The organism is Stenotrophomonas sp. CFBP 13725, assembly GCF_014841935.1.
GTDB lineage: Bacteria > Pseudomonadota > Gammaproteobacteria > Xanthomonadales > Xanthomonadaceae > Stenotrophomonas.
Window position 1 is genome coordinate 453390 of record NZ_JACYUV010000002.1, and the last position, 12965, is coordinate 466354.

At 65.8% G+C, this 12965-nt stretch carries 12 protein-coding genes; 10 read left to right on the forward strand and 2 right to left on the reverse strand.

Features of this window, described 5'->3' with window-relative positions:
- Positions 1-68 precede the first annotated feature (68 nt).
- Positions 69-953 (forward strand): MBL fold metallo-hydrolase, encoded by an 885-nt coding sequence (locus tag IFT65_RS05220; RefSeq protein ID WP_192080610.1) that lies wholly within the window; start codon positions 69-71, stop codon positions 951-953.
- A gap of 85 nt (positions 954-1038) precedes the next feature.
- Here the strand turns inward: IFT65_RS05220 and upp are convergent, their stop codons facing one another.
- Complete coding sequence (upp, locus tag IFT65_RS05225) at positions 1039-1668, reverse strand: uracil phosphoribosyltransferase (protein WP_188324348.1); 630 nt, start codon at positions 1666-1668, stop codon at positions 1039-1041.
- Between the two features lie 167 nt (positions 1669-1835).
- Here upp and IFT65_RS05230 point away from each other — a divergent pair, with 167 nt between their 5' ends.
- The 7 genes from IFT65_RS05230 to IFT65_RS05255 all read left to right on the forward strand — a co-directional run bounded on the left by IFT65_RS05230 (position 1836) and on the right by IFT65_RS05255 (position 10613).
- Entirely contained in the window at positions 1836-4394 is a 2559-nt protein-coding gene (locus tag IFT65_RS05230) for a TonB-dependent receptor (protein ID WP_192080612.1), read from the forward strand.
- Positions 4394-5527, forward strand: a complete 1134-nt coding sequence (locus IFT65_RS05235) for a phytase (protein WP_192080614.1) — start codon at positions 4394-4396, stop codon at positions 5525-5527. Before IFT65_RS05230 ends, IFT65_RS05235 begins: the two co-directional genes overlap by 1 nt.
- A 29-nt stretch (positions 5528-5556) precedes the next feature.
- On the forward strand, positions 5557-6903 hold the full coding sequence (locus tag IFT65_RS05240) for a metallophosphoesterase family protein (protein WP_342365863.1): 1347 nt from the start codon (positions 5557-5559) through the stop codon (positions 6901-6903).
- 34 nt (positions 6904-6937) lie between these two features.
- On the forward strand, positions 6938-7564 hold the full coding sequence (locus IFT65_RS05245) for an inorganic diphosphatase (protein WP_192080616.1): 627 nt from the start codon (positions 6938-6940) through the stop codon (positions 7562-7564).
- A gap of 265 nt (positions 7565-7829) precedes the next feature.
- Entirely contained in the window at positions 7830-7955 is a 126-nt protein-coding gene (locus IFT65_RS18845) for a hypothetical protein (RefSeq protein WP_274602790.1), read from the forward strand.
- A gap of 410 nt (positions 7956-8365) precedes the next feature.
- Positions 8366-9772, forward strand: coding sequence for an FAD-binding domain-containing protein (locus IFT65_RS05250; protein WP_192080618.1), 1407 nt, complete (start codon positions 8366-8368; stop codon positions 9770-9772).
- Positions 9773-9917: 145 nt separating this feature from the next.
- Entirely contained in the window at positions 9918-10613 is a 696-nt protein-coding gene (locus IFT65_RS05255) for an OmpA family protein (protein WP_188324342.1), read from the forward strand.
- 182 nt (positions 10614-10795) lie between these two features.
- Here the strand turns inward: IFT65_RS05255 and IFT65_RS05260 are convergent, their stop codons facing one another.
- Positions 10796-11815 carry a LysR family transcriptional regulator gene (locus tag IFT65_RS05260; protein ID WP_192080620.1) on the reverse strand — a complete coding sequence of 340 codons (1020 nt, stop codon included), beginning with the start codon at positions 11813-11815 and terminating at the stop codon, positions 10796-10798.
- A 146-nt stretch (positions 11816-11961) separates the two neighbouring features.
- On the opposite strand from IFT65_RS05260, the gene IFT65_RS05265 reads away from it, so the two are divergent.
- Entirely contained in the window at positions 11962-12189 is a 228-nt protein-coding gene (locus IFT65_RS05265) for a hypothetical protein (RefSeq protein WP_192080622.1), read from the forward strand.
- A complete protein-coding gene (locus IFT65_RS05270; RefSeq protein WP_192080624.1) occupies positions 12186-12956 on the forward strand; it encodes an SDR family NAD(P)-dependent oxidoreductase in 771 nt (256 codons plus the stop codon). The genes IFT65_RS05265 and IFT65_RS05270 overlap by 4 nt, the downstream gene beginning before the upstream one ends.
- Positions 12957-12965 lie beyond the last annotated feature (9 nt).

The following is a 12965-nucleotide window of genomic DNA, read 5'->3' on the forward strand; positions in this document are numbered from 1 at the left end:
CCGAGCCACACTCGGCGTGACCACCCTGGCTAGCGATTATTTAACGGTAGCTGACCGATACTTGCCGCATGAAACTATGGTCGATCCGCGGCAACACGCAACGCCTGGATGGCGGTGCGATGTTCGGCAACGCTCCACGTGCGGTGTGGGAAAAATGGGCGGCGCCCGACGAACTCAACCGCATCGAACTGGCGTGTCGCGCGTTGTTGGCCAGCCCGCTGCACGGCAAGACCGTGCTGTTTGAAACCGGGATCGGCGCATTCTTCGAACCGCGGCTGCGCGAGCGCTACGGTGTGCAGGAAAGCCGGCACGTGCTGATCGACTCCCTGCGCGAAGCGGGTTTCGAGCACGAAGACATCGATGTGGTGGTGTTGAGCCACCTGCACTTCGACCACGCCGGTGGGCTGCTGGCGCCGTGGGTGGAGGGCAGGTCCCCCGAACTGCTGTTTCCCAATGCCACCTTCGTGGTGGGTGCCGAGCATTGGCAGCGCGCAGTGCAGCCCCACCCGCGCGACCGCGCCAGCTTCATCCCGGAACTGCCCGCCCTGTTGCAGGAAAGCGGACGCCTTGAAATCGTGCAGGGCGAGTACTCGCAGGTACTGGGTGCCAGCGTGCGTTTCAGTTTCAGCGACGGCCACACGCCTGGCCTGATGCTGGCGGAGATCGTCGGCCAGCCAACGGCAGATGGCCAGACCCGGGGCGGCGTGGTGTTCTGTGCCGACCTGGTGCCGGGCCGGTCCTGGGTGCACGTGCCGATCACCATGGGCTACGACCGCAACGCGGAACTGCTGATCGACGAGAAGAAACAATTCCTCGAAGACAAGCTGTCGCGCAACGTCCACCTGTTCTTTACCCACGACCCGCAGATCGCGCTGGCGCAACTCCAGCGCGACGACAAGGGGCGATTCGTGACCGTGCACGAGCAGCACGAACTCACCGCCCGCGCCCTGTAACACCAAAAAGGGGACGGAGGGGATTAAGTCGCATTTGGCCCACGCGTGGGCCAAATGCGACTTAATCCCCTCCGTCCCCTTTTTTTCAGACGCGGGTGCCGAAGATGCGGTCGCCGGCGTCGCCGAGGCCGGGCAGGATGTAGCCCTTTTCGTTCAGATGATGGTCGATGGCGGCGGTGTAGATCTCCACGTCCGGGTGCACGGCCTGTACGGCGGCGATGCCCTCCGGTGCGGCTACCAGGAAAATGCCCTTGATGCGGCGCGCGCCGGCCCGCTTGAGCATGTCGATGGTCGCGATCAGGGTGCCGCCGGTGGCCAGCATCGGGTCCAGGATCAGCGCGTCGCGCTCTTCCAGGCGGCCCGTCAGGCGCTCGAAATAGGGCACCGGCTGCAGGGTTTCTTCGTCACGCTGCAGGCCGACCACGCTGACGCGCGCGGCGGGAATCAGCGACAGCACGCCGCTCAGCATGCCCAGGCCCGCGCGCAGGATCGGCACCACGGTGATCTTGGCACCGGCGATGCGCTGCACCGTCACCGGGCCGGACCAGCCGTCCATGGTGTGCGATTCGGTGTCCAGGTCGGCGGTCGCCTCATAGGCGAGCAGGGTGCCCAGCTCGTTGGCCAGTTCGCGGAAATCCTTGGTGCTGAGCGCGGCGTTGCGCATCAGCCCGATCTTGTGCTGCACCAGCGGATGGCGCACTTCGACGATATTCATGGGGGGCCGGCAAAGGGAAAGGCAGAGGTCGCCATTGTCCCCCAGCGCGGCCCTGCGCGGCCAGTGCGGTGATGCCGTCATGACCGCACAGGTGTCCCGGTGTCATGCCGGTGCAACCTCGCCGACATACCTTGCCCTCCCATTCTTCACACCGAATGGGATCACCCGTGCAGACCAAGACACCGTTGGCCATCGCCATCACCCTGACCCTGGCACTGGGGGCTGCAGCGCCGCTGCGTGCCGCCGGCCAGGACGTGGCGGCCACCAGTGCCATCGCCGCCGATGCGACCGACCTGGATCGCATCGAAGTGCGCGCGCAGCTGGAATCGCAGATCCGCGCAGTGGACCTCAAGCGCAGCAGCAACGCGATCGAGGACGCGGTGTCGTCGGATGCACTGGGCCAGTACCCGGACCAGAACGTGGCCGAATCCCTGCAGCGCCTGCCGGGTGTCAGCGTCACCCGCGACCAGGGCGAAGGCCGCTTCGTGGTGGTGCGCGGCCTGGATGCGAACCTCAACAGCGTCAGCATCGACGGTATCGCAGTCGGCACGCCGGAAGATTCCAGCCGCGCCGCGCCGCTGGACGTCATTCCTTCGGACTCCACCGAGCGCCTTCGCGTCGTGAAGTCGCCGACCCCGGACATGCCTGGCGATGCCATCGGCGGCGCGATCCTGGTGGAGTCGGCCTCGGCCTTCGACCGCGATGGTCGCAGCCTGCGTGGCAAGATCGAAGCCAGCCACCAGGCGCTCTCCGGCCACACCAGCCCGAAGGCTGCCATCAACTACAGCGAAGTGTTCGCGGACACGTTCGGCGTGGCACTGGGCGTGAACTACCAGAACCGCAAGTTCGAGTCGGACAACAGTGAAGTCGAGTACGCCGGTGAGGACGATGCGGCACCCGGCGATGTCACCGCGATCAACCTGCAGCGGCGCAAGTATGAAATCGAGCGCAAGCGCATCGGCGCAAACCTCAACCTGGACTGGCGCCCCAGCGAAGACAGCACGTACTACCTGCGGACGCTGCACAGCCGCTTTGACGATGCCGAGACGCGTCAGCGCACGATCATCAACTTCGAGGACGCCGACGTCGTCGCGACCGGTGCCGATCAGTTCCGCCTGGACGACCTGCCGGCCGATGCGATCCAGAAGCGCATGCGCTACCGCACCAAGGAAGAAAATACTTTGGCCGCCAGCTTGGGCGGCGAGAACCGGCTGTCCGCTGCCGTGGTCGACTACAAGATCGGCTACACCAAGACCGGAGAGCGCGTGGACGACGAGATGGAAGCGCGCTTCGAGCTGGACGGCGACGACCTGTCCGGCACGCTGGACCAGCGCAGCCGACTGCCGCGCTACACGCTGGGCAGCGATGCATGGATGGACAATGCCAACTACGCCTACGACCGGATGATCCTGTCGCCCAAGCGGGTGGATGACAAGGAACACAGCGCGCAGCTCAACGTACGCTTCGATGCGGACAATGCCAGCTACAAGTTCGGCGTGCTGGGCCGTTGGCGCCAGCGCGATGTGGATGTCAACGAAGTCGAGCTGCGTCGCGGCCCAGCCATCGACCTCGCCAGCTGGACCATCGGTGCGCCCGATCACCGCCACGGCACGCTGGGGCAGGGCATGAGCTCGGACCTCATGCGCCGCTACTGGGCGGCCAACAGCGGCCTGTACAGCGCACGTCCGCAGGAGACCGGAGCCAATGCGTTGACCTCGCTGGAAGAGGACTACAGCGCCAGCGAAGACATCTTCTCGACCTACGCCATGGGTACCTGGGATATCGGTGCGCTGCGTATCATCGGCGGTGTGCGTGTGGAGAACACCCAGTTCAAGGCGATCGGCAATCAGGTCGACGTAGCCGAAGACGAGCGCAGCTTCACCGTTACCCCGCGCGTGGCCGACAGCAGCTACACTAATGTGCTGCCGGGCCTGCACCTGCGCTATGACGCTGCCGATGACTGGGTGCTGCGCGCATCGGCGAACAAGACGGTTTCGCGTCCGTCGTTCGGCGACATCTCACCGCGCGTAGGCTACAGCCGCGGCGACGAAGAGGTCCGCCTGGGCAATCCGCAGCTTGACCCGTACGAATCGAAGAACATCGACCTGTCGGTGGAGAAGTACATCGGCACGACCGGGATCGTGTCGCTGGGCCTGTTCCACAAGTCCATCGACGGCTACATCGTGGAGACGGTGCGCAACAACGACCCCGCCTACGACGGCTTCGACGTGACCCTGCCGATCAACGGTGAAAAGGCCACGGTACGGGGTGCCGAATTCAACTATCAGCAGCAGCTTGCGTTCCTGCCGCCGGGCCTGGATGGCCTGCTGGTCGGCGCCAGCGGCACGTGGCTGGATACTGATTTCGATCCTGGCGTGGAAGGCCGCGAGGGCGATGACTTCAGCCTGCCGCGTGCGTCCAAGCATGTGTACAGCGCCCACATCGGCTACGAAAAGTATGGCCTGAGCACGCGTTTGGCTGCGGTGTACCGCAGTGAATACCTGGACAGCATCGGCGTCGGCCGCGCGTTCGACATCTACGTCGCACCGCACACCCAGCTCGATTTCTCGCTGGATTACAAATTCACCCCCCGCGTCAGCATGTACTTCGAGGCACAGAATCTGTTGGACAAGCCGCTTGAGCTCTACCAGGGCACGCGTTCGCGCACCCTGCAGCTGGAAGAATACGGCCGCACCTATGCGGTCGGCCTGAAGGTGGCACTGTGATGGCGCCCCGTATCGCCCTGGTCGGCGCACTGGCGCTGGCACTCGCCAGCGGCTGCACGCCGTCGGCCCCCACTGCCGAGGGCGCCGCTGCTGCGGCCAAGGGCGCGCCGGTCGCGACCGATGCCACGACCACGCCGCGTCAGGTGCATACCCTGGCCGAAGCCTTCCTGACCCCGATGACGCCGGACGACAACATCGACTCGCCCGCTGCGTGGAAGGCACCTGACGGCAAGACCTGGCTGATTGCCACGGCCAAGGCCACCGACAAGCTGGTGGTGTACGACGGCAGCACCGGCACCCCGTTGCGTGACGTTGGCAGCGCGGGCAGCGCACTGGGCCAGTTCGACCGCCCCAACGGCATTTCGATCATCGACGATCTGATGTGGATCGTGGAGCGCGACAACCATCGCGTGCAGGTATTCTCGCTGCCCGACTTCACGCCGCTGGCGGTGTTCGGTGCCGATGACCTGCGCAAGCCCTATGGCCTGTGGGTCGACAAGGGCCGTGATGGCTACACCGTGTATGTCACCGATTCCTGGGATAACGGCGAGGACGCGCAGGGCAACGACATCCTGCCGCCGCTGACTGAGCTGGACAAGCGCGTGCGCCAGTACCACGTCACCCGCGATGGGGCGAAGGTACAGGCCACGCTGACGGCGAGCATCGGCGATACCAGCGAGGCCGGTGCGCTGCGCGTGGTGGAATCGATCTGGGGCGACCCGGCCAACGACCGCCTGTTGATCGCCGAAGAGGACGAAAGCTACGCCAGCGAGTTCAAGGTCTACACGATGGCCGGTCGCTTCACCGGCACCACCTTCGGCCGCGATGTGTTCAAGGCGCAGGCGGAAGGGGTGATGCTGCGTACCTGCGGCAAGGACGGCTGGTGGATCACCACCGAGCAGGCCAAGGACCGCAGCGTCTTCCATCTGTTTGACCGGCACAGCTTGAAGCCGGTGGGGGCCTTCCAGGGCAACACCGTGGCCAACACCGACGGCATCTGGATGATGCAGCAGGGCACGCCACGCTTCCCGCACGGTGCGCTGTATGCCGTGCACGATGACCAGGGCGTGGTGGCGTTCGACTGGGAGCAGATCGCCAAGGCGCTGTCGCTGCCGCTGGAGTGTGCGTCGTGATCCGTCGTCTGACCTCGCTTGGCCTGGGCGTGGCCCTGGCGCTGGGTTGCAGCAGTGTGCTGGCCGATGAGCTGGCATCGCGCGTGGAGCCCAACAGCCAGGTGCCGGCCGGCAGCCGCCACTATGCGGCAACCGGTTTCCCGGATCGTATCGTGGCCTCGCCGGCGGCGAATGCCTCACAGGGCTTCGCCGTGCGGTGGCGCACCGATGGCAGCGTGCAGGCGCCGCTGCTGGAGATCGCGCCGGCGGATGACACGCCGGGCTTCGGCCCGATCACCCGCATCACCGCCAGCAGCCAACCGCTGCAGACCGAGAACGGCCTGTCCCATCACCACCGTGCCGACGTCACCGGCCTGAAGCCGGGCACCCTGTACGTGTATCGCGTGCAGGGTAAAGACACCTGGAGCGCCTGGAACCAGCTGCGTACGGCAGGCACCGCCGACCAGCCGATGACCTTCCTGTACTTCGGCGACACCCAGAACAAGAACCTCAGCCATGTGACCCGCGTGGTGCGCGCAGCGCAGAAGGCGGCGCCTGACGCACACCTGAGCCTGTTTGCCGGTGATCTGGTCAGTGGGGGCTACGACGCCGACGACAGCGAATGGGGCGAGTGGTTCGCCGCCACGGGCTGGCTGGCACAGGAAACGATGCTCGCACCGGCCATCGGCAACCACGAGTACTTCGAAGAGTTCGAAGACACCCCGCAGGAACGCCGGGTGATGGCCCGCCACTGGCCCGCGACCTTCGCCCTGCCGGACAACGGGGCCAAGGGTGCCGAGCAGAGCACGTACTGGTTTGATTATCAGGGCGTCCGGTTCGCCGTGCTGGATGGCACCTCGGCGATGGACCTTGGCACCGCGCAGGCACAGGCGCAGTGGCTGGATGGCGTACTGGCATCCAACACGCAGGCGTGGACGATCGTGGTGGTGCACCAGCCGTTCTACTCGCCCGCGCGTGGCCGCCACAATCCGGTGCTGCAGGACGCCCTGCTGCCGGTCGTGCGCCGGCACGACGTGGACCTGGTACTGCAGGGCCACGACCACACCTACGGCCGCCGTGGTGAAGACGGCCTGGCCACGCCACAGTTCGTCGTCAGCAATGCCAGCCCCAAGCAGTACCGCCTGTCCAAAGAGGCGATCGCTACGATGTCCCCGGTGGCCGAAGACACCCAGCTGTTCCAGGTGCTGCGCATCGATCCACAGCGCCTGCACTACGAAGCCCGTACGGTGACCGGCAAGCTCTACGACGCGTTCGAGCTGGTGCGTCAGGCCGACGGCAGCACGAAGAAAGTGGAGCTGGAGGCGGACCGCATCGCACCGCGCCGCTGCCAGCGCCCGCACGCACCGACTGGCCGCAAGGACCGGTGCTGGGAATGAGCCATGACGTGATGCAGAACCGGGAGGAGCCGCAATGAGCGCACGACGTAGCAGGTTGCCGATGGTGGCACTGGCCGCTGCGCTGGCCGTGATGGCCGGTGCCAGCGTCGCCGCCGATAGCGTGTTGCACCCGTTCCTTGCCGCGCAGCCGAAGCAGGCACCGGAGGAAGTGAACCTGGTGGTCGAGATTCCGGCGGGAAGCTTCACCAAGTACGAGATCAAGGACGACGGGCTGGTGCATGTGGACCGTTTCCAGTCGATGCCCGTCGCGTACCCGGCCAATTACGGGTCGATGCCGCGCACCCTGGCCGGTGACAACGATCCGCTGGACGCGCTGGTGCTGACCCGCGAACCGCTGCACCCCGGTGTGATCGTGCGCTTCCGGCCGATCGGTTACCTGAAGATGGTGGACGACGGCGAGCAGGACGAGAAGGTGATCGGCGTGCCCACCGACAAGGTGGATCCGACCTACGCCGGCATTCGCGATCTGTCCGATCTGCCGCTGATCGAGCGGCAGCGCATCGAAGCGTTCTTCCGCGTTTACAAAGACCTGCCGGAAGGCCGCAACCCGGTGCAGTTGAGCGGCTGGGGCACTGCAGCAGAGGCGAAAACCCTGATCCGCCAGTCGATGCAGCGCTTCGATACGAACGCGGCTAGGTAACGTCGAGCCACGCCGGGCGGTTGCTGTTGCGGTGGCTGTTGCCGGTGCCGTTGCCGTTGCCTTGGCTGTGGCGATGGCTGTGGCCATGGCCATGGCCGTTGCCGTTGCTGTGACCGTCGCGTGACCGTGACCGCGGCTGCTGCCGTTGCCGTTGCCGTTGCCGTTGCTGTGGCCGTTGCTGTGGCTGTGGCTGTTGCTGTTGCTGTTGCTGTTGCTGTTGCTGTGGCCGTTGCCGTTGCCGTTGCCGTTGCCGTTGCTGTGACCGTTGCCGTTTCCGTTGCTGTGGCCGTTGCTGTGGCCGCTGCTGTTGCTGTTGCTGTTGCTGTGGCTGTGGCTGTGGCTGTGGCTGTGGCCGTTGCTCTGGCTGTTGCTTTTGCTGGTGCTCTGGTAGAGCCGACTTCAGTCGGCTGCTGTTGGCAAGCCGACTGAAGTCGGCTCTACCATCCTGCTGTTGGCAAGCCGACTGAAGTCGGCTCTACCATGCTGCTGTTGGCAGGCCGACTGAAGTCGGCTCTACCATGCTGCTGTTGGCAGGCCGACTGAAGTCGGCTCTACCGTGCTGCTGTTGGCAAGCCGACTGAAGTCGGCTCTACCGTGCTGCTGTTGGCAAGCCGACTGAAGTCGGCTCTACCGTGCTGCTGTTGGCAGGCCGACTGCAGTCGGCTCTACCGTGCTGCTGTTGGCAAGCCGACTGAAGTCGGCTCTACCGTGCTGCTGTTGGCAAGCCGACTGAAGTCGGCTCTACAGTCAGGTCACGCGCGCTCGTTATCATGGCAGCCTTGCATTCCCCAGGTACGTCGCGTGTCATCAGCCTTGGTGTGGTTTCGCCGTGATCTCCGCCTTGCCGACAATCCGGCGCTGCAGGCTGCGCTGGAGTCCGGGCACGATATCGTGCCGGTCTACATCCATGCGCCGCACGAGGAAGGCCGCTGGGCGCCCGGTGCGGCGTCCAATGCGTGGCGGCACCGCTCACTGTCCGCGCTGGACGACGATCTGCGCGCACGCGGCTCGGGCCTCGTGCTGCGCGAAGGCGACAGCCTGGCGGTCCTGCAGGAACTGATCGCCGAGACCGGCGCGGAGGCGGTCTTCTGGAACCGCAAATACGAACCCGCCACCCAGCCGCGCGATGCCTTGATCAAGCGCACCCTGCGCGAGCAGGGGCTGCAGGCGGACAGCTGCAACGGCAGCCTGCTGTTCGAACCGTGGGACCTGCAGACCAAGCAGGGGGGACCGTACAAGGTCTTCACCCCGTTCTGGCGCAATGCACTGAGCCAGTGGCGTCTGCAGGCCGTGAGCGATGCACCGGCGTCGCTCCCCGCCCACGCGGTCAAGGGCCTGACGCTCGATGCGCTCGGCCTGCAACCCTCGCTGGGCTGGGATGCAGGCTTCTGGGAGCACTGGCAGCCCGGTGAGGCCGGTGCTCGCGAAGCACTGACCGTGTTCGTCGATGGGGCGTTGAACGGCTATCGCGAGCAGCGTGACCTGCCGGATCGCGTCGGCACGTCCATGATGTCCCCGCACCTGCACTTCGGCGAGATCGCGCCGTGGCGGATCGTCCACGCGTTGGAGGCCGAGCGCACCGCCAGCCGCAGCGCCGACATCGATGCGTACATCCGGCAACTGGGCTGGCGTGACTTCGGCCACCACCTGCTGCATCACTTCCCCCGGACCACGGACGAAAACCTCAACCCGCGCTTCGACAGCTTCCGCTGGGCGTCGCCCGCGGCGGCCGACCTGCAGGCATGGCAGCGTGGCAACACCGGCGTGCCGATCGTCGATGCCGGGCTGCGGCAGCTGTGGCACACCGGCGTCATGCACAACCGCGTACGCATGATCGTCGCCAGCTACCTGTGCAAGCACATGCGCGCGCACTGGCTGGAGGGCGCGCGCTGGTTCTGGGACACCCTGGTGGATGCGGACCTGGCCAACAACACCATGGGCTGGCAGTGGGTGGCCGGCACCGGCGCCGACGCCGCGCCGTATTTCCGCGTGTTCAATCCGGTCACCCAGTCGGAGAAGTTCGATCCGCAGGCGCGTTACATTACCCGGTGGGTGCCCGAGCTGGCCGCTCTGCCGGTCAAGGCGCGTTTTGCACCCTGGCAGCACGCCGATCTGCTGGCGGCCAAGGCACCGGATTATCCGCGGCGGCCGTTGGTGGATCTTGCCGAAGGTCGTGACGCGGCGTTGGCTGCCTATCGGCGCACTTGAGCGTAGCAGGGCGCTTTTACACGTCGTTGCGAAGAAGCTGAACGGGGCAGTGATGGGGGCTGCGGCCCTCATCCCCGCATCGCATCAGGCTGTATATGCTCATCCCCGACGCACGCCGGACCACCCGGCTTCCAAGGAGAACACCATGATCCGATCTGCTCCCCGTAATGTGGCCCTCGCCCTGATGACCGCCGCTGCGCTCAGCGCCTGCGCGACCGGTGGTTCGTACGTGCAGAGTGACCCGTATGGCAACGAAACCCAGCAGCAGAACCGCACGGGCCGCAACGCGCTGATCGGTACCGCCGTCGGTGTCGCAGCTGGCCTGCTGACCGGTGGCAGCGCGACCGAGCGTCGCCAGCACGCGATGATCGGTGCCGGTATCGGCGCACTGAGCGGCGCGGCCGTGGGCCAGTACCAGGATCGCCAGGAACGCGCCTTGCGCGAGCGTACCGCCAATACCGGTATCGACGTGGTCCGCCAGGGCGACAACATCAGCCTGAACCTGCCGGACGGCATCACGTTCGACTTCAACAAGTCCGCGTTGAAGCCGCAGTTCTACGGCTCGCTCAACGGTGTCGCGAGCACGCTGGCCGAATACAACCAGACCATGATCGAAGTGGTCGGCCATACCGACAGCATCGGCAGCGACGCGGTGAACAATCGTCTGTCGAAGGAACGTGCCGATGCCGTGGCCGCTTACCTGACCGGCCAGGGTGTACAGCGCGCTCGCATCGAAACGCTGGGCGCCGGCAAGGCCTACCCGGTTGCCGACAACAGCACCGACGCCGGCCGTGCGCAGAACCGTCGCGTGGAAATCCGCGTGATTCCGTTGCAGCAGTAACGCATCGCGTTACTGCCGTTGCGGCCGCCAGGCCGCGACAGAAATGCCGCCCTTGCAGGCGGCATTTTTTGTAGGTGACGACTTCAGTCGTCACGCCCGTAGCAACGAACTGACGGCCAGCGGCCGTCACTACCGAACGGGCTCACGGCCAGCGGCCGTCACGATCGTCGCCCATTGTCATCTCACGCGGCAACGACCTCCAGAATCCGCTTCCCTTCGGCCATCGCTTCGGCTTCCGCTTTCTCGTTCTGCTGCTGCGCATACTTCGCTGCGGGGCACTGCGCCATCATGTAGTTGGCGTCGAAGTTGAGCTTGTCGACCAGGAAATCCACGAAGGCGCGCACTTTCGGCGACACCAGCTTGCCGCCGGCGAAGACCGCATTGAAGTCCACTTCCGGTCCCGTCCAGCCGGCCAGCACACGGCGCACCATTCCGGTTTCCACGTAGGGCTTGGCCATCACATCGCCGGTCAGCATCAGGCCTTCGCCGCATACCATCGCGCCGTTCAACGCCGACATGTCATTGGCCACCATCAGCGGATTCACCGGGAAGTCGCGCAGCTCACCGCCATTCTCGCCGAGCTGCCACGTGATGCGGTTCGGATGGCTGTGGTACGCCTTGCGCATCGCCAGGATGCGGTGGAACTGCAGCTCGTCCGGGTGCAACGGTTCGCCGTGGCGTTCGATGTAGGCGGGGCTGGCGAATACCTGCGTGCGCAACGTGCCGAGCTTGCGGGCGACCAGATTGGAATCGGGAAGGGCACCGACCCGCAGCGCAAGATCCGCTTCACCGGCGATCAGGTCGAGCTTCTCGTTGCCCAGATGCATGTCGAGCCGGATCTCGGGGTACATCGCATGGAACTGGCCCATCAAGGGCGCGATCCAGGTGATGCCGAGCGAGTAGGGCACGGTGAAACGCAGCCACCCACGCGGGCCGGACTGCAACTGGCTGACGGCACTCTCCGCCTCTTCCAGTTCGCGTGCGATGCGCTGGCAGTGCTCGTGATAGATGGAACCGGCTTCGGTCAGGCCGAGGCGACGCGTGGTCCGGTGCAGCAGGCGCGCACCGAGGCGCGTTTCCAGATCCTGCACCTTGCGGCTGACGGTGGTCTTGGGCAGGCCGAGCGACTTGGCGGCGGCGATGAAGCTGCCTTGCTCGACCACTTTGACGAAGATCAGCGTTTCGTTGAGATCGTGAGACATGGTCGAATTCCTGGACGTCGGGGACGGGAATAGCGTGACAAAAAGATTGGACCGGGTGCGGGATGATTATTCCCCTAAATCAGGACTAATCAAGTAGGAGTTAGAAGCGCACCATGGCGCCATTCCCGAATCGGAGGCCATCAGCCATGAGCCTGCGCAACATTCTCAACCACTTCCGCCGCGCCGGCCAGGATGCCCTGGACCAGGCGATGACCGTGGAAACCCGTCCCAGCTCCTTGGTTAACAAGGACTTTCGCGAGTTTACCGCCCCCGCCCGCCAGCAACGCGGCGGTGCCCTGCGTATCCGGCCCCGTGGCACGGATCGCCTGGGTCGGATCGGGATTGTCCCGCAGATGGGAGGAAATATCCCGTGAACGGGATGCTGGCACCGGAGGTCCTCGTCCTCGGCGGCACCGGTGCCGTGGGCCAGGGCGTGGTCGGCGCACTGCTGGAGGCCGGCAGCCCGGTCCTGGTGGTCGGTCGCGATCCGCGCCGCCTGGCTGCGCTGCGCCAGCAGTTCGATGACGAACCCGGACTGGAAACCCTGCTCGGGTCGCTCGCCGACGACGAATCAGCCAAGGTCGTCGCCGACCGCGTGGCCGCACGGCCGCGTCCGCTGGGCGCCGTCGTTGCCGCGCTCGGTGGGCCGTATGCACGTGGCCGGGTGATCGACCGCCCGGGCGATGCGTTGATGCAGACGCTGCAGCTTGACCTGCTGCCGCACGTGCACGCCGTCCGCCATCTGTTGCCGCTGCTGCAGGACCACCCGCATCCGCGCCGCTTCGTGATGATCGGCAGCCCGGCCGGGCTGAAGCCGTGGGCCGCACATGGCGATTCGTCGGTGAGCGCCGCTGCGCTGCGGATGTATGCGCAGGTGGTTCATCAGGAAGCGCAGGCGATCGGCGTACGCGCCCAGCTGCTGGAAGTCTGTGCACCGGTGTGCACGCCCAGCAATGCAGCCAACGCGTGCATCGAGTGGCCCAGTGCGCTGCTCGTCGGCCGGCGCCTGGTGTCCCTGCTGGACCAATGCCACGACAACAACGCGATCGTGCGCTGCGACACGCGCGACGGCCAGCTGCCGCGCGGCCTGTTGAAACTGGATGCGCCACCCCGATGGCGCGAGGCGGCCGGTAGTGCTTGACCTCAACCA

Coding starts and splice junctions, on each gene's coding strand:
- IFT65_RS05245 (WP_192080616.1), top strand. CDS start 6,938: ATGAGCGCACGACGTAGCAGGTTGCCGATGGTGGCACTGGCCGCTGCG.
- IFT65_RS05265 (WP_192080622.1), top strand. CDS start 11,962: ATGAGCCTGCGCAACATTCTCAACCACTTCCGCCGCGCCGGCCAGGAT.
- upp (WP_188324348.1), bottom strand. CDS start 1,668: ATGAATATCGTCGAAGTGCGCCATCCGCTGGTGCAGCACAAGATCGGG.
- IFT65_RS05260 (WP_192080620.1), bottom strand. CDS start 11,815: ATGTCTCACGATCTCAACGAAACGCTGATCTTCGTCAAAGTGGTCGAG.
- IFT65_RS05255 (WP_188324342.1), top strand. CDS start 9,918: ATGATCCGATCTGCTCCCCGTAATGTGGCCCTCGCCCTGATGACCGCC.
- IFT65_RS05220 (WP_192080610.1), top strand. CDS start 69: ATGAAACTATGGTCGATCCGCGGCAACACGCAACGCCTGGATGGCGGT.
- IFT65_RS05235 (WP_192080614.1), top strand. CDS start 4,394: ATGGCGCCCCGTATCGCCCTGGTCGGCGCACTGGCGCTGGCACTCGCC.